The sequence below is a fragment of the Neobacillus sp. PS3-12 genome (assembly GCF_030915385.1).
GTDB lineage: Bacteria > Bacillota > Bacilli > Bacillales > Cytobacillaceae > JAEVLT01.
Genome location: NZ_CP133268.1, coordinates 2,096,133 through 2,114,330 on the forward strand (window position 1 = coordinate 2,096,133; position 18,198 = coordinate 2,114,330).

Sequence of the window (18,198 nt, forward strand, 5' to 3'; positions counted from 1 at the left end):
GTACAAAAAAGTGCCTATATTACTAAAAGGTATCTATATCACTTTTAAGTGCGTACTACCCAATTATCCCTATATATCTCATAATAACACTTGCCGGTTGAAATTGCTGTATGAATTCATTTATATAATTTAAGCACTTCATTAATACAATCTCAAAATTCAGGAGGAAAAAAATGCCTACCGATAAAAAACGAAGTACATTTGCACTTCTAGCTTTAGCAATGAGTGCATTTGCAATAGGAACCACAGAATTTATTAGTGTGGGGTTATTACCACTAATAGCTAAAGATTTACACATATCTATTACAACAGCAGGCTTAACGGTTTCTCTTTATGCTTTAGGAGTAACAGTTGGGGCCCCAATCTTGACATCCATTACTTCCAGTATGTCACGTAGGTCTTTATTACTTTGGATTATGATTGTTTTTATAATCGGTAATAGTTTGGCTGCAAGTGCAGTAAGCGTCAGTGTTTTACTTGTAGCCCGTGTGATTTCTGCCTTTTCACATGGTGTTTTCATGTCCATTGGCTCAAGAATCGCAGCTGATTTAGTACCTGAGAGTCGGAGAGCCAGTGCCATATCCATTATGTTTTCAGGATTAACGGTAGCTACCGTTACAGGCGTACCACTTGGAACATTCATTGGACAACAATTCGGCTGGAGAATGGCTTTTATCCTCATTATTGCAGTTGGGGTTATTGCACTAATTGCAAACAGTATCCTTGTTCCATCTGACTTATCAAGAGGTACTCGAACAACCTTTCGCGATCAGTTCAAATTAGTGACAAACGGCCGTTTATTACTATTATTTATTATTACTGCCTTAGGATATGGAGGAACATTCGTTGTCTTCACTTATCTATCACCCATCTTACAGAATATTACCGGATTTAAAGAAGGTACAGTAGCTGTTATTTTACTCGTATATGGTATTGCAATTGCTTTTGGTAATATGCTTGGGGGCAAGCTATCGAATAACAACCCCATAAAATCATTATTTTATATGTTCATTTTTCAAGCAGTTGTTCTTTTGATTCTCATGTTTACAGCACCTTTTAAAATAGCAGGTGTCATAACTGTCTTCTTCATGGGTCTTCTCGCATTTATGAATGTACCTGGATTACAAGTATATGTGCTAATGTTAGCCGAGCGGTTTGTACCCTCTGCGATCGATGTAGCTTCAGCCATTAATATTGCCGCTTTTAACGCAGGGATTGCACTTGGAGCCTACTTAGGAGGCATGATCACAGATTCAATCGGACTCATTCACACCACTTGGATCGGATCACTAATGGTTTTAGCAGCCGTTATCCTAACGGGCTGGAGCCGAATTCTTGAAAAAAAGGATCAAAAAGAAGTTGGAATGATAGATCAAAAAATGTCCTTAAATTAATTTGATTAAAGAATTTGACCTGAATATCAAATCAACTAGAAACTATACTCTTGGAAGTACAAATAACAAAACAAACAGACGCTTTCCTTCAATTAGGTAGTGTCTGTTTGTTTTTAAAACAGCCCGAATCAATCAAGATAAAAATAAAAAAGCCTGTAGATGGTCCACAGACTTTTCAATATTCATATTAATTTTGCTCCAACATTTTCTTTCTATTCACTGATTCAACATAAAACTCCCCGTCTTCTGCAGCTTTCAGAAATACGTCGATGGGTAAAAGTCCATCCTCAGGTATCGGCTTAGGTCGGATACTTAAATATCCATCCTCTGATTCTAACAAAGCCTCCGTACCAATGAGAGAATTCACAACTGAAAGTCCCCATAACAGGGAAGGATCCTGAATATCATGTGTTTTTACCTTCTGTTTGATGTTGTACACATCCTCATAACCCATAAAAGATAATACAATCACAGATTGTACCTGATGATTAGTAGATAGCAAAAAAACTCTTCGATATCCATGAGGTATATGACAAACAGGCAGCCATCTTACAACAAGCGTTTCTTTAAACACGTGCAATTTTTACACGGAATGTTTCCGGTCCTTGTTCAAGATAATCCCATGTGAATTGATTAGGATGTTCAATTTGAAATTGGAAAAATAACGGTTTGGGATCATGATCATTGATTAATAGCATCGCTTCTCCTGGATTTAACGCATCAAAGGTTTCAAAAATAACCTTATGTTTAATTTGTGGTGGGTACTCTGTTGCATTTACTGTGGATTTAAAATTTTCCATTACATTTCCTCCTAAAATTATAATTTATACTCTATTTTCCATTCGCCTTTCGGAAATATTGCCAAACACTTATTTTGCACAGTGTTCATGATACAGTGTCGAGATGATGCCGAAGAAGGCATAATAAAATTCTTCAGGTGCAATTAATCGGAAATGACCCACCTCATCACAAGAAAAGTTAAGAGCCTTTTCTAGTAAGTGATACGTTGAGTATGCATAGAAACAAAAGTATTTATATTCAAATTTTGGCATTTTGTCATAGATGACGGCAATTTCCTCTTTATATTGTTCAATATTATTTACAGCTTCCTTAACGATTTTTTCAATATCCTCAAGGTTTGCTTCAAGTAACAATTCATTTTTTTCTATGCGCGTATTTGCCATTTATATCACCTCCATCGTTCTTATTATTATGCTTTGGCCGTATCTAACTTATAGCCGAGTATCAATGGTTGGGAGCAAACAATGTTTTGTGAACGTTTGCACCATATTAACTATCTTTAACTTGTTTCTTCTTTTTTATTGTAAAGAAAATTTTTTAGAAAATTAGTGGTCTATATCACACTTTATAGATGATTTTATGCATATAATTAATTTTAACAAATTCTACTGTTTCAATTATGAATACAGTAAATAGAGGTGATCTTGAAATGAGAAATGAGGATATTCTCAAATTGTCGGAAGTCCCCTTATTTAAAGAGTTGTCCGAAGAGGAGATGGCGCTATTCACCAAGATTGCTCAGGTACGTTTTTATAAACATAAAATGTATGTTTTTATGCAGGACGACCCTCTCGACAGAGTTTTTCTTATCCATTCAGGAAAGATAAAAATATTTAAGACCGATTATTCTGGAAGAGAGCAGATTATTTCTGTTTTCGAACAGGGTGATTTATTTCCGCTGGCAGGTTTTTTTAGGAAGGGAACGTTCCCGGCCAGCGCAGAAGTAATGGAAGATGCCAAGCTTATTGTCATCCCGCTTGATCAATTCGAGCAAGTACTACTTTCCAACCCAGAAATTTGTATTAAATTATTTAAAGTATTAGGTGAAACAATTATTGATCTGCAAAGTAGATTAGAGTCCCAGATGCTTCATAATACTTATGAACAAATCATCACGCTATTGGTGAGGCTGTGTAAATCAAATGGGGTAGAAGTGAACGGAAAGTATAAACTTACAACACATTTTACAAATCGCGAGTTGGCCAGCATGATTGGGACAACACGGGAAACAATCAGCCGTACAATCACCCAATTAAAAAAGAAAAATTACATAATCCAAGATGAGGACGGCTTTTATCTAATTGAACGTGAAGCACTTCAGCAAGAACTGATTTATTAGGGATAGATGCTTCAAATACAATTGTTTTCGATTTCCTCGAATCAGCTTTTCAATTAATTGATTTACTAATAGTAAGCCGTTATTTAACCAAAAATCTCTCCCCTAGTACCTGACAATACTATCATTCCGAATGTGATAAAATTGTAATAAGGATAGTTTCAGCGAAGGCGGAGGTCATTTTGAATATTGTCGGAATTATTGGAGGAATCGGGCCTGAATCAACGGTCGATTACTACCAAACCATCATTACCAAGTTTCAAGAAAGGCTCGGCAGTAAAGAGATCCTGCCAGAGCTTGTGATTAACAGTATCAATATGTACAAAATTTTTGAGTTGATTAGTAATGGAAAAATTACGGAGTTGGTTGAGTACATAGCAGAATCAGTTCAGAAATTAGCAAGGGCCGGGCGGATTTTGCGGCGATTTCCGGAAATACTCCACATCTTGTTTTTGAACAGGTTCAAGCAAGGGTGGACATCCCGATTATCAGCATTGTTGAGGCCACATTTGTACAAACCAAGGAGTTGGGCATAGAGCGAATCGGCCTCATCGGAACCAAGTTTACGATGGAGCACGATTTTTTCAAAAAACCCTTTGTTTCGGATCATAAAGAAATATTCGTGCCTACCCCAAACGAACAAGACTATATCCATCGAAAAATTGTGGAGGAATTGGAAAAAGGGATTGTTAAGGAAGAAACAAAAGCTAGATTTTTAGAGATCATTCAGCAGATGGTTCACCGTGATCAGCTTGAAGGAATGATCCTCGGATGTACAGAACTGCCAATGATTATCAAGAAGAACGATTTAGAGCTTCCGATATTAAACACGACAGAAATTCATGTGAATAAGATTGTTGATACGATTTTTTTGAATCAATAACAAGGATTGACGACTAGAAATTCGATTCTGGCCGTCAATCCTTTTTTTGGCTACGAATTACTTTTCAATAACAATTGCCTGACTTCCCATTTGTACCCAAGCTTTTTCAAAACTGCTGCGGTTCACCCTTTGATTTTTTTGACCATAAGGATTATTGATATAGATGTAGTTTGCGTCATAGCCTGTAATGACTACGCTATGCTCACTAAAGGTAATGCGGATGGTTCCTTGAGGAGTTTTCCACGTTTTAAAATCAGATACAGGGGCAAACGAACTGGTGGTGATAACCCATACCGGCTCTCCTTGATCCACTCTCGCCAGTAAATCAGTAAACGGATGGTTTGTAAGATTAACCACTTCATCCCCACCATACTTTCTGGCCAAATTGTAGATCGGGCCATTGTATACCGCATATCCTGGCCCGACTTCCATATTTCCTACAAATCCTACATTTGGATTTCCTTTTAGTCCGTTTTGATAGGTCAATGGGACCCTTGCAATATTATTGGCTAAATCAGTTTTCGTGACATGATATCCGCTGTAATTAAGAATCATGGCTAGACTTGTGACCTCACAGCCATTGTAGAGATTTGGGGCACTCATTTGCGTAATAAGTGGTACATCTAGGATTTTGCTAGCTTGTAGTTTTGCAGCTGCTTGGGCAGCCTGTTGTTTTGCTGCGGCCTCTTTTGCTGCTTGTTCTTTGGCAGCGGCCTCTTTTGCTGCCTGCTCCTTTGCCGCTTGTTCTTTCGCTGCTGCTTTTTTGGCTGCTTGTTCCTTTGCGGCTTGTTCTTTCGCTGCCCTTTTCTTTTGCAGTCTGCTCCTTTGATGTCACTTCTTTTACCCCAGCAACTTTTACTCGTTGTTTTTCTGTTAAAGTCGTTTGCAGTTTTTTAACAAATGAAGGTTTAATAGCTAATGGAGAATTGATGTAAATCAAAACGATATCTCCTGCGATAAAAAGTAATACTATCATCACTAAAATGAAAATTTTCTTTAGGAAAGTCTTCAAAAAAACACATCCAATTATCATGTTATCTATCTTTCTATCAATCACCCTATCTGAAATAGCTTAATTTTTACTTAACAAAACCACAGATTAAGCGCCTGCAGATTGATCAATGAGTTTCTCTGAAATATCCGTAAACTCCCCCCATTTTTCCGTAACTTTTAGCCATATATCCGTATCCTTCGGTCCATGCACCCAGAATCTTTGGAATGACCTGCAATTTAAAGTAAATGTTGGGGAATTAATAAATGATGTAAAACATTATTGGAGGATGCTAATGTATATTTACGAAAAAAATAGTGATGTCTTTGAAACTCATCGATTGTCCAATTCAAAAAATGATACGTTCATTGAGGTTGTCCCCGAGCGCGGCGGAATCATTGCCAGTTTTGTTGTAAAGGGCAAGTCTGTTTTTTACCTGGATCGGGCTACCTTGATCGATCCTAATAAAAATATCAGAGGCGGCAATCCGATTCTTTTTCCAATATGCAGCTATTTGAAAAATGACACGTATTCTCTTAATGGTCATCCATACACAATGAAGCAGCATGGTTTTGCCAGGAATTGCGCTTGGAACATTGCTGACGTGTCAACAGAAGAAGATTCAGCATCAATAAAAATAGAACTCCAGGACAATGAAAAAACCTATTCTCAGTATCCTTTTAAATTTAAACTAATTTATGAATACAAACTCAGCGGGTCGACCCTTTCGGTGAATGCGACATACATCAATCAAGACGAACAGCCAATGCCTTTCTATGCCGGATACCATCCTTACTTTCAGGTCGAGGATAAGAATCAGCTTGAGATTGAGATCCCTTCTAAAACTCACACGGAATCAATCAACAACAGCTTGGTTAATAATCGATTTAATTTTGAGCAGGAGGAAATCAATGTGTTTTTTCAGGACTTGACCGCACAAAGCTTACATATCACAGATCCTGTACAGAAGCGGAAGATTTATGTTCGCTTTGATCCCATCTACAAACATATCGTTGTCTGGGCATTGAAGGGAAAGAATTTCATCTGTGTTGAGCCTTGGATGGCTAGTACGGATGCATTAAATACAAAGGAAGACCTCGTTTATATTCAACCTGGTCAAGAAATGAAGAGCCAAGTGGCTTATGAAGTTGAAGGTTTATAAAAGAAGGCGCCTATTCAAGCATATTATCGACTGCCTTTTTCATCGCATAGATCACTGTTTTCTTATAATGTGCTGCGATTAGCAGCACTCTTATTTGATCTGCGCGCGATAAATTTTGAAAACGTGGTTCTTGTTTGAGAAAGGCACGAAAGATGGACCAGCTCGCTGGCATTAAAGGAAAATCATCCAGAGGTTGTTTTTTTCGTAAACGGTGAAACCACGGCATTATACCGGTGGAGCTAGTTTTATCTACAATACAGGGAGCATAAATACTTTTCGTGTGTTTTTTCAGGGAATCGAATCGCTCTTGCCCGCTAACAATGGTGTAGGTGCCATTCTTCCGATTTTTTTTCACAACCAAAACAAACATGCAATCCCACATTAATCTTTCAAGTTTTTTCATGTGCTCGGTGATTTTCTGCGATAAACCAGGCTTGATTTTGCTTAGTGGAATATACTGGATTGTAAATTTCATTATACTCAGCCCCCCTGTTCAGGTGCGTTGTACCCTTTATAGAATATTTTTATGAATAACAGGCATGTCACATACACAGAAAAGAATTCAATCAAACGTTTGATTAAAAAAACAAAACTGGTGGACGGGCAAGCTCCGTCTCCCAATTTTACCTCTGCCATACGATTTTGGGAAAAGTACACGATGAGGTGCGTAGTGTATAATAGGATGACAATAAGAAATAATTGGAAGTGACACTATGCGCAGGTTTTTTTACCATAAAAAGCTCCTATTGATTTTGGGTATTTTGTCTGGAACCGTCCTTGTCTATTTTGGAGTGTTACAATGGAAAATTGCTCAATACAGTCATTTGAAAGCTCCGAATCATGCGGATTACTTAATTATTCTTGGAGCCAATGTAAAAGGAACGATTCCTTCATCCACACTGCAAAGCCGCATCGATACAGCTGCCATTTATTTGCAGAAAAATCCAAAGACAATGGTCATTGCTTCAGGAGGAAAAGGTTCTGGCGAGGATATTTCAGAAGCTGAAGCGATTAAACGGGAACTGCTCAAAAAAGGGATCAATCAATCTCAAATTCTTTTGGAGAGTCAGTCTACGAATACCTATGAGAATATCAAGTTTTCAAAAAAATTACTTCCTAGGAATGCAAAGACTGGGGTAGTTGTCACAAACCGCTTTCACCTTTACCGTGCCTTAATGATCGCAAGGGATCAACATTTGAATATACATGGGCTTGCAGCAAGCACTCCGCTTCTCACCATTCCAAGATCTTATCTTCGAGAATATTTGGCGATTACAAAGTATTATTTGTTCAAAATATAAATGGAAACTTAATCGTGCCCGTGCCCGACTGTTTTCCTTGAGCACGGGCACGATTAACTCCTTTTCGTTCCCTTGCTCGCCCATTTTCCTTGAGCATCGGCACGATTAACTCCTTTTCGTGCCCTTGCTCGCCCATTTTCCTTAAACACGGGCACGATTAGCAGACAGTGCCGGGGCATCTCCAAATTTGTATTAGGATAAATTTACTTTTATTATTTTAGTTAAGAAGATCAAAGGGGTGTTTTCATGGCACGTGTTTTATTTATTAATGGAGGATCAGAAGGACATATCAATCCAACGATCGGTGTTGTGCAAGAGCTTATTTCACGTGGCGAAGAGGTAGTGTACTTTGCGGTCGAAGATTTTCGGGAACGTATTGAGAAGACGGGAGCGACGGTCCGAACATTCGACGGTCAAAAATTTATAAAAGCCTTTATTGCGGGTGGAAGAAACTATTTAACCGAAAGAATCAATGGTCTATTACATACGGCAGATACCGTCATACCAAGTGTTCTTGAGCAAATCGAAGAGGAACACTTTGATTACATTATCCATGATTCCATGTTTGGCTGCGGCTTTTTGCTCGCACAAATCCTTAAACTTCCCGCCATTAGTTCTTGTACCTCTTTTGCGCAGAAAAAAGAAGACTTCGATCAAATGTTAGAATATCTTTCAAAAAAAATTCCTGCAGAAACAGCTGCTGTCATACACGATGAATATCAGCGCCTGACAGGAGCAGTAATGGAAAAATACGGTGTAGACATTCGCTCACCTTACGAAGTTTTTTGCAATCCAGCACCACTTACGATTGTTTATACAACCAGGGCGTTCCAGCCATCGGGTGAGGAATTTGACCAATCATACAAATTTGTTGGTCCATCTATCTCTTCCCCAGCAACGAAAGATAACATCGACCTTGCTGCGATCAAGGGAAAAAGCCCGATTTACATATCACTGGGTACCGTCTTTAACCAAGCAATTGATTTCTATCAACTTTGTTTTAAGGCATTTGGGAATACGGAACATACCGTGATCATGTCGATTGGGGAAAAAGTACAACTAGCTGATTTGGGAGAAATTCCGCAAAACTTCATTGTAAAAAATTATGTTCCGCAAACTGAGGTGCTGAAACACACTAAATTATTTATCACCCATGGAGGAATGAACAGTACCAATGAAGCTCTCTATTACGGGGTTCCGCTTATTGTCATTCCGCAAGGTGCGGACCAGCCGATCATTGGTGGACAAGTTGCCAAAATCGGAGCTGGTATTACCTTACAAATGCAAAGCTTGACGGCCAATCAACTACGTGAAGCCGCAGACCACGTGTTAAACGAGCCCTCTTTCCATCAAGCAATTGCAACGATTCGGGAAGTGTTTCAAAAATCAGGCGGATCTCGCCAAGCTGCTGCTGAGATTTTTGAATTTAAAAATCAATATGATATCTAAGCAGCTATATCATGCATCAGGAGGTGAACCTAACCGGTCCGCCTCCTGTTAATGTCTAAAAAATACAATTCTGGACCCCGCATTTATCACAATTCAGCAAATTCCTGAAGTAGGTCATATCTTTAATAAGCAATGTATTGCGATGAAATTCGATAATATCTTTTTTCCGCAAGTCATTCAGAACCCTTGTCACCGTTTCTCTGGAACTTCCAATATAGGTAGCAATTTGATAATGTGTCACTTGATCGTTAATGAGAATTCCCCCAGGCACTTGAATTCCCTGTGAATTGGCGATACGAATGAGAAAAGAAGCGACAGCACCCTCTGTCCCGAACATCATAAAATCCTTAATTTTTGAACTGCTAGTTTCCAGCTTTTCCGCTACCCATTTTAGAAAAACTGATGAAATCCTGCCATTTTCCGTTAATAATTTATCGAGTAATAGCGGGTCAATTGCATAGATTTCGCAATCTGTTTCTGCGCTTGATGAACAAGAGTAAGTCTTACCACTAAAGGGGCCGATTTCTCCAAATCCATCATTCTTATCTCTTACAAAAATGGTAATCTCTTTTCCATCCTGCAAGATTTTATGAACGCGTACAATTCCTTCCTTAATCAAAAAGAAATGTGTCGGGGATCCCCCTCGATAAAAATATAGGAACCTTTTGGTTTAAATAAAACTTTTGCATGCTGAAGCAATAAATTCTGCTCTTCTTTGCTTAATCTCTCTAATAATCGCAGCCCCAACTTTTAACCCCCATAATAAAATTTTTTCTCTCTAATTTAATTTTAATCTAGCATGATCCGATTTGTTCTCAGACTTTTCTACAAAATTAGTAACTTAATCATTGTGACAAAAATAGTAAAAAGCGGTTCCAACGATGGAACCGCCCTTTGGGTTATTTTTTTACAGGCGCTGCAGCAGCAACGGGTGCTTGTGGAGGGAAATAGCTATTTACAGCATGGTCTTTTTTCTTCTCATTCACTTTCTCGCTCTCAACGGCTTGTTTCACTTTTTCAATTTGATTGTTTAACTCTTCGATATTGACACCTTTCTTGACCAGTTCTTCGGTTGCAAGCTCAATTGCTTTGTTCGAGTTCTCTGTTGAAATTCGTAACGAATCCATCGAACCTTGCGGGTTGTGGAAGCCTGCTGAGCTTTCCGCTGCAACAATATCCCAGAACCACTGACCTTTTCGTACGAATTCTTGCGCTTCCTTAATTTTTGTCTGGTCGGCACCTGAGGTAATCATCTTGTTTACATAATAATGCGACTTCACTGAGATGTCTTGAGCATCATGCAAGGCAAGCATATGTGTATCTTGAATGTCCGTTACCGTATTTTTTAACTCATCCAAGTCCCTGTCGGCATGACATTGTCCGCACGATGTTTGCATTGTCTTAAGTGGAGAAGTCCACCAGTGTGAAGAAATTTTTCTTTTTCCATCAACGCGTTCATATGGCATATGGCAGTCGGCACATGATACGCCAGCTTTCGCATGAGGGCCAGAACTAAACGTTTCAAAGTCTGGATGCTGCGCTTTTAAGATCGGTGTCCCTGAAATATTGCTAATATAGTCTTTTTCGAACCCCTGATTTTTCGCAATCGTATCATAGTATTGATACATGTCTTCAGGCTTAAATCCTTTGCTCCATGGGAAGGTGACTTCGCTTGAGCCGGAAGCAAAATAATATTCCACATGGCACTGGCCGCAGACATAACTGCGCATTTGGTTTTTCGTTGGATTGGAAACATCTACACCTTTTGCCTGCAGTGCTTTGAAAAAGCTAGGGCGGGTTACGCGTAAATCCATGGTTTGCGGGTCATGGCAGTCGGAACAGCCGATGGAATTGTGCCCCATCGCCTCGCCTTTTTTCCAAACTTCATCGAAGCTGGTATTCCAATATTTGTCGCCCAACTGCTTAATCAATTGCGGAGCAGCCGTTGATTTACATGTATAGCAGGAACCAACCGATTTATCGGTGATCCGTTTTGTGCTGCGAACATCTTCAAGTGCATAGATATGGCCGCGGTCTTCATTATACATAGTCGCAAATGAGTAACCATTGAAAAGGATCGGCAGCAGCGGTTCTTTATCCGGATCGAATTTGCTTCGGTTGATCGAGCCACCATATTTGGTGTCTTCCATTTTTTTATTTTTCAAATAGCTGTTGTATTGGAGCGGAAATAATTTTCCGAACGCAACGTTGCTGATTTCATTTTTCGATAGTCCGGTTGTGCTTTTGCTTTCTGCTGTCGTCGTTTGATTGCTGCAGCCGCTGATCAGCAAAAAGGCTGCTAACAGCAGAAGGTATATTCCGTAGCGGAACCTAGCCATGATTAATATCCTCCTTTATTTTTCAAAAGCTCGCCTGTTTGAGGCTGCTCATTAAATTGCTTCGTTTTAAACCCTTTTCCATGCGGTACAAATCGATGGCAGGACGTACAATCGTCCTTGGCATTATGCGACACATTGGTCAATGTACTCTTGTGACAGGAAATGCAGTTTTCATTGATGACTTCTTTTGTCCGGTCACTAGCATGGATCACATTTGGAATTTTGCTTGTCGCAAATGTGTTGTAATATACATGCGTCATCCCAGCTCTGCCTTTAAAAAATAAATGTCTCACAATGTTGTCGTTGGGCAGATGGCAATTATTACACGACAATTCGGAGTGAGTGGAAGCCGTAAATGTTTGATACTCGGATTCCATGTTATGGCAGGTTTTGCAAAAACCAGGCGAATCTGTGTACTCCATCGTTTTTACGGCCAGTAAGGATAGAAAAATTCCCGCTATCACGCCGATGAGAACGATTACTTTTTTATTCATTTTGAAGAATTGTTTCACCATTTTCACCTCCTGTAAAAAACTTCCCATTTTATGTATTAAAGTACTTGGTACTCTAATTCCTAGTTCTTTTTCTTATCAAAATGATAATGGTGCCAGCTGCCAACAGGCTTACTGCGCTGATCGATGCAATCATTGGATAAGAATTCTTTTTAGGTGTACTCGTGCTTTTTTCATTGATGAGTTCCATTAACGGCTTTGAATCGTTTCGGTTATAGGAAAGGGTAAAACTTTTTTCATCCCCTGCTTTTACATTTTGGAAAAAGTAGGTGGAAGTGTTGGCATCCTCATCATGACTTGTTTCCTTTGGAGCTGGAGTCAACTTTAGGTTCATTGCTTTATATGGCTGGGTAATTGTCATACTGAGCAACCCGGTATCAGCGAAACTTTTAAAATGATAATCTAGGAGTCTTTTGTTCTCTGATACTTTTAAGCTGTCAGTGTAGTACTCAATCGTAAATTTATAGCGACCCTGCGGCTTTATTTTTTCGCTGGTTGTCCAGGAAATCGTTCCTTTGGCGCTGTCGACGGTATATTCGATTTCATGTGTTTTTGACAAATCGCTAGAGTAATCAGCCACGTACCCGATTCGGAAGTTTTTTTCATTCATGGGAAGCGGAATTTCAATTCTTCCTTGGGTTGAATGATCGAGCGTATTAACAAGTGTGCCCTGGTAACCAATCAATAACGGCGGATGTGTCTTCTTATGATCTAATGGATGGAAAGCAAATTCCGGCAATATTTTAATCGAGAGTTCTTCCATTATTAGTGGATTTTTGGATGTTTCGGCCAAGCTAACGGATGGCAATAAAAGCAAGCTGATTATGCTGATGAGTGTCAGAAATAGTTTTTTCATCTTTGCTTCCTTTCAGGATTTTATTGGAATTGAAATTGGAATTGGAAGTGAATAAACTGCATTACCATAGTGTGAAAATGTATTTTATGGTGTAAAAAGGAAATTCTGCATCTTTATTTTAAAAGCTGGTAAAACCCTAAGTATGTGACAGCCATCACAAAAAAGGCAGGGACGATTTCCCTGCCTTTTTTGTCATGTTATTCATGTCATAATCTCCTAATTAACATCGCAGCATGCCAAGGCACCGAAAACGGTCATTGTCTTCCATTTTTAAAGAATATCAAAGGCTTAATGTGATCTCTGCTATGTACTAAATTTTCTTTTATATATGTAATGGCGTCATTATTGGTGATCGAGGAACAGTTATTTACCGTTATCTCCACCCCCCTCCCTCCTCGTTTATTCGAGGATAATTTACAGCCAATCTTCTCTAAGTTCGTTCCAATATCACTTTGAGTATAGTTATTCACCATTTTTGCATCCTGACTGACCGCATTCATTCCACAGCCCGCCAATAATCCGACGGCTGATAGGATAATTCCAAAAACCTTTTTCATTCTGCTCACATCTCCAGTTAGTATTTTGGTAAGACATTTTTACTATTTTTTTCTGAAGTTTATACTTTATTCACTGTGAGTGGAGAAACATTATATATGACATAAAGCTGGCTTAATTCTTCCTGTTCTCTGAAAAAGTGGATGAGCAAGGCAAATAAAGTTTTTCTTGCTCTGAAATGGGTTTCATACATTATTCTAATTTTAAAGACAGAGAATAATTTTGGTTGGCGTGACGCAAATGGCAGCGTAACAACCTTTTATTGAGTATTCCTTGGGGAGCGCTTCTTTTTTGCATTTTAAACGTAAAAAGCCCCGCAGGCGATGGGGGATTTAGCCTGCGGGGCTTTGATTAATCAATATCCTGCATTTCACTTAACAATTCAGAAATTTGATAGTGAATTGCGATATAATCGACATACTCGTATGGGTTTTCTGTTTCAACTTCAACATCTAGAATGGCTTCCATAGCATTCTACCTCTTTTATAATGAATTTTTGCATTACGCACTATGTTTAACGGAATTGATAGGATCATTTCCTTTAGCGCCAAATTTATGAACAAATGGGATCACCCAGCGGTCTAAACCGATGCGGCCTGCATTGAAACCAGCAGCAAGAATGATTACACCAAGTAAAATATCTAATGGGTTGCTAGAAACTACTCCAGCAAACACATAAGAGAAGTTCATGACTAGTCCAAAAAATGCAGCAGCTGTTGTTAAGCATCCAAGGATTAAACCTACACCAACTAAAAACTCACCATAAGGAACAAGGACGTTAAAAAGGTGTGCATTTGGGATAGCAAAGTGTTTTAAGAAACTAACATATGTTGGATATTCAACTGCTTTTGTTGGACTTAGAACTGGATGCGCAGCAACTCCTGTTAAAAATCCAGTTACATCAAATTTACCGCCTGATATTTTTTCAAAGCCCGCCAACATGAATTCATATCCAACATAAAGTCGAATGACGGTAAGAATGTAAGATGCAATTTTGTTTTCTCTTAAAAATTTGTTAAACATATAAAAGACTCCTTTCAAAAGTCAGTAAATATTATTAATGATTACACCGTTATTATAGAACTTTCGGTTGGCATTTTGTTCCGTTCCTAGGACTATTCACATAGTATTCAAAAAGAATTGAACAAATATTGACAATGATTCTCGATTAGATAGATTAGATAGATTAGATAGGTCGACAGACGCTGGGAATTACTAGGGAAATTGACTCTTTTCATTATGATTAGTTTTGCTAAGCTTAGAGCCATGGAAGAAAATATAATTATGAAAAGTAAATGGAAGATCGTAGGATATAGTTTTTTGGGATTTATTATGTGTCATTTCTCAATGCTTTTTAAGTTAATAAACATACAAAAGGTACATCACTCTCTATGTGATGTACCTTTTGTATGCCATATATCCGTGAATTTTGGTATTATATCCTCACGTTTCCTCGATATCCGCAAGTTTCGGTATTATATCCGTATCTCGCCTAAAGCATTTCATAGAAAAAAATTCTTCGGATACATTAATTGATCCCAATGGCCAAGTTGATTGGACGATGGGTCGTTACCATCAGCTGCTAAAATATCGATTTTTTCAAGTAACATTCCCGTTACTATTCTCTTTTGAGTTAGCAATCCTACAAATTTTTCAATATCTTTAGTGGTACCTAATGCAGTGACAGTTTCCAATGCCTCTGCTAAAGCTTGTTCCAAGCTTGTAAAGGCGTCACGTAATGAATCTGCCATATTCCTATCACCTTCTAATGATATGGATTCCAAGTAAGACTAGACTATTTGGGTTGGGGATTGTTGGCCAATTCCGCTGCTTGAATAATGTCTTGAAGGATAATATCAATTGCGAGTTCTTTTCTAATGGATAATGCAACTAATTTAATTAAATTGTCCGTGAAGGTTTCCAATTGTTCGGCCTTGAAATTTCCTTTACTAAGGATTCTAGTTTGAACAGTTATTGCATCTGCTAATGCATTTTCTATGTGGGCAACGGAGGAAAGAACTTCAAGAATTGTTTCTCGAGAAGATGGAGACATTCAATATCACCTTTATTTTAGACTTGTATTCTAATGTATGTACGCTCTTTACAAGTGGTGTATATCCCCTTTTATACTCGAGGAACGTTTAAAAAGTTGTCGCAGCAACATCGACAAACTTCTTCCTATATATGTGTAAAAAAGATTGTATTCTAAAGGATAAATAAAAATTCAATCAATCGATTGATTAAAATTGAAATAGTCGAATGGGGTCATAAGAATACCTTGTGAAACGGCGCAAAAGAACTTTTCCTTAAGCACGGGCAAAATAAAATACAAGTAGTTATTAGAGAATGGATGACGACCATGTTACGACTGCGTAATCGTTCCTTGATGGAAAAACATTTGCCATCTTCCGTCAATAAATTTCCAAATGGAACTTCGTAAGGTATTCTGCATGCTTGTTTCGTCTTTTATGTGATATGTCGCCAATACCGCCTCTTCTGATAAAGGATATATTTCAAAATCAGAAAGGCTCATTTTCCTTACACTAAGTCCTCCGCCAACACAATCTTTCTTATACCAAACTCTCCCTGAACTACCGAATTCAAAGAAGTCGTCTGCAAGTAACTTGTCTAACTCAGCCGGCGTTGTTCTAGTATTAGGCTCCAACAATTGCTGCTCTAATTCAAGTAAATGCTTTTTTAACACAGACAAATTTTCCATTTTAATCATCCTTTTTATGTTAATTATTGCATTAATAATGGAAGGCTGGAAGATGTACCGTTGACACCAGACCGAAAAAACTAACGATGTGTTAAATATAGAGCTGAGAGAGTTACACGCCGCTATGATGCTGCTTCTCTAACTTTTTTCATGAGATCGGGCATCATACAGATGCTATGGTGCCGTTTCTCACGCCTTTTTCATAAGATCCGACATCATACGGTCGCTATGGTGCCACTTCTCCCCCCTTTTTAGGAGATCCAGCATCATACGAAGTCTCCCCATATATATAAAAAAAGAAGCGTGATGTACACACGCTTCGGCAAAAAACTTACTTCACAACGTTGAACGTTGTGCTTGCATTGCTTGAATTGTAGTTTGCTAATGTAGTAGTTGCGGACACAGTAAATGTTCCACGCAAATTTTTGGCGATGAAGTAACTATAAGTATAATTACCATTTACATCAGTTTTACCGGTAACCGATGTAACGCTGCCTCTTGGATTTTTCACGGTCAATGCTACCGTTGCCCCGCTTAATGGGTTACCGTTAGAATCTTTAACAGTCGTGGTTAATTTGGCAGTATTGCCGCTATTATATTGGCTGCTGCCAGCTGTCACAGTGGTCACGGTTTGGGCAGTAGTTTTCGTTGTTGCTGATAGATTCACCACACTGCTTTGTCCCTGATCATTTACTGCGGTCAGAGTGTAAGAATAAGTAGTATTCTCTGAGAGTCCTGTATCTGTAAAGGTTGTTGCTGTGCCTGTATATACGATATTTCCATTACGCTGCAGCTGATAAGAAGTCGCATTAGCGGATGCGCTCCAGCTTAATTGGATCGAATTAGCCGTTGAATTAGCAGTAAAGTTACTTGGTGCAGCTGGCACAGTAGGTGCAGGAGCAGTCAGGTAACCCCTTAATGCATCGATGGATGTTGGACCATAATCTAAATCTACCGCTCCCGTTACTCCTGGGACTGACCCTTGGTCACTGTACTGCCAGGCTGTCCATTGGGTCCAGCCGCCAACTGCTGGTGGCTGCGTATTGCCATAGCGTGTCCATGCGGCGATCCAAACGGGAATATCTGAAAGCTGACCACCAAAATCGTTGTACTGCTCGACAAACCAATCACCTGTATAGATCATTACCTGACGATTCGTCAGTGACTTTACCGTATCGACAAAAACTCTTCCCCAGCTGGCTATTTCATCGGAAGTTAACGTACCAGTTGAAGCGGGTTCCTCTAAATCAAGAACAGGCATAATATCCCCAAAATCGCCCATTCCTGCATTCTGCATGACATTGACAAAATTCTGTGCTTCGGCTATTGCTTGGTCAGAGCTATAGGGTGCAGTCGGATTTGCATAGTGGTATGCACCAATAGGAAGTCCCGCTGCCCTTGCTCCCTGAACATTCGTAGCAAACATAGGGTCGGTAATGGTTGTCCCTTGGGAAGCCTTTGCATAGGCGAAGGCTATACCGGAGTTTTTAACCTGATTCCAGTCAATGGTTCCTTGCCAATGCGATACATCGATTCCATTTATATTGGCGCTTGTCGCTGGCTGCATTAATCCTGTTGCGCCAGCTACCGAATGACTCGTTAAGAAAATGCTAAACAGAAGAACTACTGAAAAAAACGGACGAATCAACTTTGCTGCATGTTTCAAAAAAATCCTCTCTCCCTTTTTACGAAACTGAAATACTAGCAATCCTTCTGTAATATACTAGTTATATTTCTATCATAATAAGGAATAACTTTGTTGTATACATGGAATTACTGGTAAAAATACACTATGAATCTTGCTTATATCGGAGCCTACGAAGTATTCAAGACTTGAGGTTCCCAATTTTAAATATCCTCTCTTTACTAATTTATAAGCCTCTACAAGATCAATCCTCCA

The 18,198-nt window shown here is 38.9% G+C and carries 22 protein-coding genes and 2 pseudogenes; 7 read left to right on the forward strand and 17 right to left on the reverse strand.

Translation table 11 applies throughout. The features are described from left to right. Positions 1-173: 173 nt before the first annotated feature. Positions 174-1,394, forward strand: coding sequence for an MFS transporter (locus tag RCG17_RS10655; RefSeq protein WP_308175140.1), 1,221 nt, complete (start codon positions 174-176; stop codon positions 1,392-1,394). Positions 1,395-1,581: 187 nt separating this feature from the next. Here RCG17_RS10655 and RCG17_RS10660 read toward each other — a convergent pair whose 3' ends face one another. From RCG17_RS10660 to RCG17_RS10670, 3 genes are all read right to left on the reverse strand, one after another. Beyond that, complete coding sequence (locus RCG17_RS10660; protein ID WP_308175141.1) at positions 1,582-1,896, reverse strand: hypothetical protein; 315 nt, start codon at positions 1,894-1,896, stop codon at positions 1,582-1,584. A gap of 64 nt (positions 1,897-1,960) precedes the next feature. Continuing rightward, positions 1,961-2,194 carry a DUF2249 domain-containing protein gene (locus RCG17_RS10665; protein ID WP_308175142.1) on the reverse strand — a complete coding sequence of 78 codons (234 nt, stop codon included), beginning with the start codon at positions 2,192-2,194 and terminating at the stop codon, positions 1,961-1,963. Between the two features lie 69 nt (positions 2,195-2,263). Next, on the reverse strand, positions 2,264-2,578 hold the full coding sequence (locus RCG17_RS10670; protein WP_308175143.1) for a hypothetical protein: 315 nt from the start codon (positions 2,576-2,578) through the stop codon (positions 2,264-2,266). A 266-nt stretch (positions 2,579-2,844) separates the two neighbouring features. Here RCG17_RS10670 and RCG17_RS10675 point away from each other — a divergent pair, with 266 nt between their 5' ends. The 3 genes from RCG17_RS10675 (at position 2,845) to RCG17_RS10685 (ending at position 4,414) form a co-directional block, all read left to right on the forward strand. Next, positions 2,845-3,534 carry a Crp/Fnr family transcriptional regulator gene (locus RCG17_RS10675; protein ID WP_308175144.1) on the forward strand — a complete coding sequence of 230 codons (690 nt, stop codon included), beginning with the start codon at positions 2,845-2,847 and terminating at the stop codon, positions 3,532-3,534. 179 nt (positions 3,535-3,713) lie between these two features. Further along, on the forward strand, positions 3,714-4,067 hold the full coding sequence (locus RCG17_RS10680; RefSeq protein ID WP_308175145.1) for a hypothetical protein: 354 nt from the start codon (positions 3,714-3,716) through the stop codon (positions 4,065-4,067). Continuing rightward, positions 3,956-4,414, forward strand: coding sequence for an aspartate/glutamate racemase family protein (locus RCG17_RS10685; protein WP_308175809.1), 459 nt, complete (start codon positions 3,956-3,958; stop codon positions 4,412-4,414). Before RCG17_RS10680 ends, RCG17_RS10685 begins: the two co-directional genes overlap by 112 nt. A gap of 57 nt (positions 4,415-4,471) precedes the next feature. Here the strand turns inward: RCG17_RS10685 and RCG17_RS10690 are convergent. Together RCG17_RS10690 and RCG17_RS28315 are read right to left on the reverse strand one after the other, a co-directional pair. After that, positions 4,472-5,080: pseudogene (locus RCG17_RS10690) on the reverse strand (C39 family peptidase); the annotation flags it as partial. Further along, positions 5,049-5,354 carry a hypothetical protein gene (locus RCG17_RS28315; RefSeq protein WP_374120917.1) on the reverse strand — a complete coding sequence of 102 codons (306 nt, stop codon included), beginning with the start codon at positions 5,352-5,354 and terminating at the stop codon, positions 5,049-5,051. The gene RCG17_RS28315 and the pseudogene RCG17_RS10690, both read right to left, overlap by 32 nt. A gap of 346 nt (positions 5,355-5,700) precedes the next feature. Here RCG17_RS28315 and RCG17_RS10695 point away from each other — a divergent pair, with 346 nt between their 5' ends. Further along, entirely contained in the window at positions 5,701-6,567 is an 867-nt protein-coding gene (locus RCG17_RS10695) for an aldose epimerase family protein (RefSeq protein WP_308175146.1), read from the forward strand. A 10-nt stretch (positions 6,568-6,577) separates the two neighbouring features. Here the strand turns inward: RCG17_RS10695 and RCG17_RS10700 are convergent, their stop codons facing one another. Beyond that, positions 6,578-7,042 carry a hypothetical protein gene (locus tag RCG17_RS10700; protein ID WP_308175147.1) on the reverse strand — a complete coding sequence of 155 codons (465 nt, stop codon included), beginning with the start codon at positions 7,040-7,042 and terminating at the stop codon, positions 6,578-6,580. Positions 7,043-7,280: 238 nt separating this feature from the next. Here RCG17_RS10700 and RCG17_RS10705 point away from each other — a divergent pair, with 238 nt between their 5' ends. Together RCG17_RS10705 and RCG17_RS10710 are read left to right on the forward strand one after the other, a co-directional pair. Then, complete coding sequence (locus RCG17_RS10705) at positions 7,281-7,868, forward strand: YdcF family protein (RefSeq protein ID WP_308175148.1); 588 nt, start codon at positions 7,281-7,283, stop codon at positions 7,866-7,868. Between the two features lie 246 nt (positions 7,869-8,114). Then, entirely contained in the window at positions 8,115-9,317 is a 1,203-nt protein-coding gene (locus tag RCG17_RS10710) for a macrolide family glycosyltransferase (RefSeq protein ID WP_308175149.1), read from the forward strand. A gap of 55 nt (positions 9,318-9,372) precedes the next feature. Here the strand turns inward: RCG17_RS10710 and RCG17_RS10715 are convergent, their stop codons facing one another. From RCG17_RS10715 to RCG17_RS10765, 11 genes and pseudogenes are all read right to left on the reverse strand, one after another. Beyond that, positions 9,373-9,657, reverse strand: coding sequence for a helix-turn-helix domain-containing protein (locus tag RCG17_RS10715; RefSeq protein WP_308175811.1), 285 nt, complete (start codon positions 9,655-9,657; stop codon positions 9,373-9,375). A 90-nt stretch (positions 9,658-9,747) separates the two neighbouring features. Then, a pseudogene (locus RCG17_RS10720) lies at positions 9,748-9,954 on the reverse strand (cyclic nucleotide-binding domain-containing protein); the annotation flags it as partial. 262 nt (positions 9,955-10,216) lie between these two features. Further along, a complete protein-coding gene (locus RCG17_RS10725) occupies positions 10,217-11,656 on the reverse strand; it encodes an ammonia-forming cytochrome c nitrite reductase subunit c552 (protein ID WP_308175150.1) in 1,440 nt (479 codons plus the stop codon). A gap of 2 nt (positions 11,657-11,658) precedes the next feature. After that, positions 11,659-12,171 (reverse strand): NapC/NirT family cytochrome c, encoded by a 513-nt coding sequence (locus RCG17_RS10730; protein WP_308175151.1) that lies wholly within the window; start codon positions 12,169-12,171, stop codon positions 11,659-11,661. Positions 12,172-12,223: 52 nt separating this feature from the next. Then, positions 12,224-13,024, reverse strand: a complete 801-nt coding sequence (locus RCG17_RS10735) for a hypothetical protein (RefSeq protein ID WP_308175152.1) — start codon at positions 13,022-13,024, stop codon at positions 12,224-12,226. A gap of 254 nt (positions 13,025-13,278) precedes the next feature. Next, on the reverse strand, positions 13,279-13,581 hold the full coding sequence (locus RCG17_RS10740) for a hypothetical protein (RefSeq protein WP_308175153.1): 303 nt from the start codon (positions 13,579-13,581) through the stop codon (positions 13,279-13,281). A 499-nt stretch (positions 13,582-14,080) separates the two neighbouring features. After that, on the reverse strand, positions 14,081-14,602 hold the full coding sequence (locus tag RCG17_RS10745) for a DoxX family protein (RefSeq protein ID WP_308175154.1): 522 nt from the start codon (positions 14,600-14,602) through the stop codon (positions 14,081-14,083). Positions 14,603-15,081: 479 nt separating this feature from the next. Then, complete coding sequence (locus RCG17_RS10750; RefSeq protein ID WP_308175155.1) at positions 15,082-15,330, reverse strand: hypothetical protein; 249 nt, start codon at positions 15,328-15,330, stop codon at positions 15,082-15,084. A gap of 44 nt (positions 15,331-15,374) precedes the next feature. Continuing rightward, positions 15,375-15,632 (reverse strand): hypothetical protein, encoded by a 258-nt coding sequence (locus RCG17_RS10755; RefSeq protein WP_308175156.1) that lies wholly within the window; start codon positions 15,630-15,632, stop codon positions 15,375-15,377. A gap of 309 nt (positions 15,633-15,941) precedes the next feature. After that, complete coding sequence (locus RCG17_RS10760) at positions 15,942-16,298, reverse strand: nuclear transport factor 2 family protein (protein WP_308175157.1); 357 nt, start codon at positions 16,296-16,298, stop codon at positions 15,942-15,944. A gap of 331 nt (positions 16,299-16,629) precedes the next feature. Continuing rightward, on the reverse strand, positions 16,630-17,964 hold the full coding sequence (locus RCG17_RS10765; RefSeq protein WP_308175158.1) for a glycoside hydrolase family 25 protein: 1,335 nt from the start codon (positions 17,962-17,964) through the stop codon (positions 16,630-16,632). Positions 17,965-18,198: the final 234 nt, after the last annotated feature.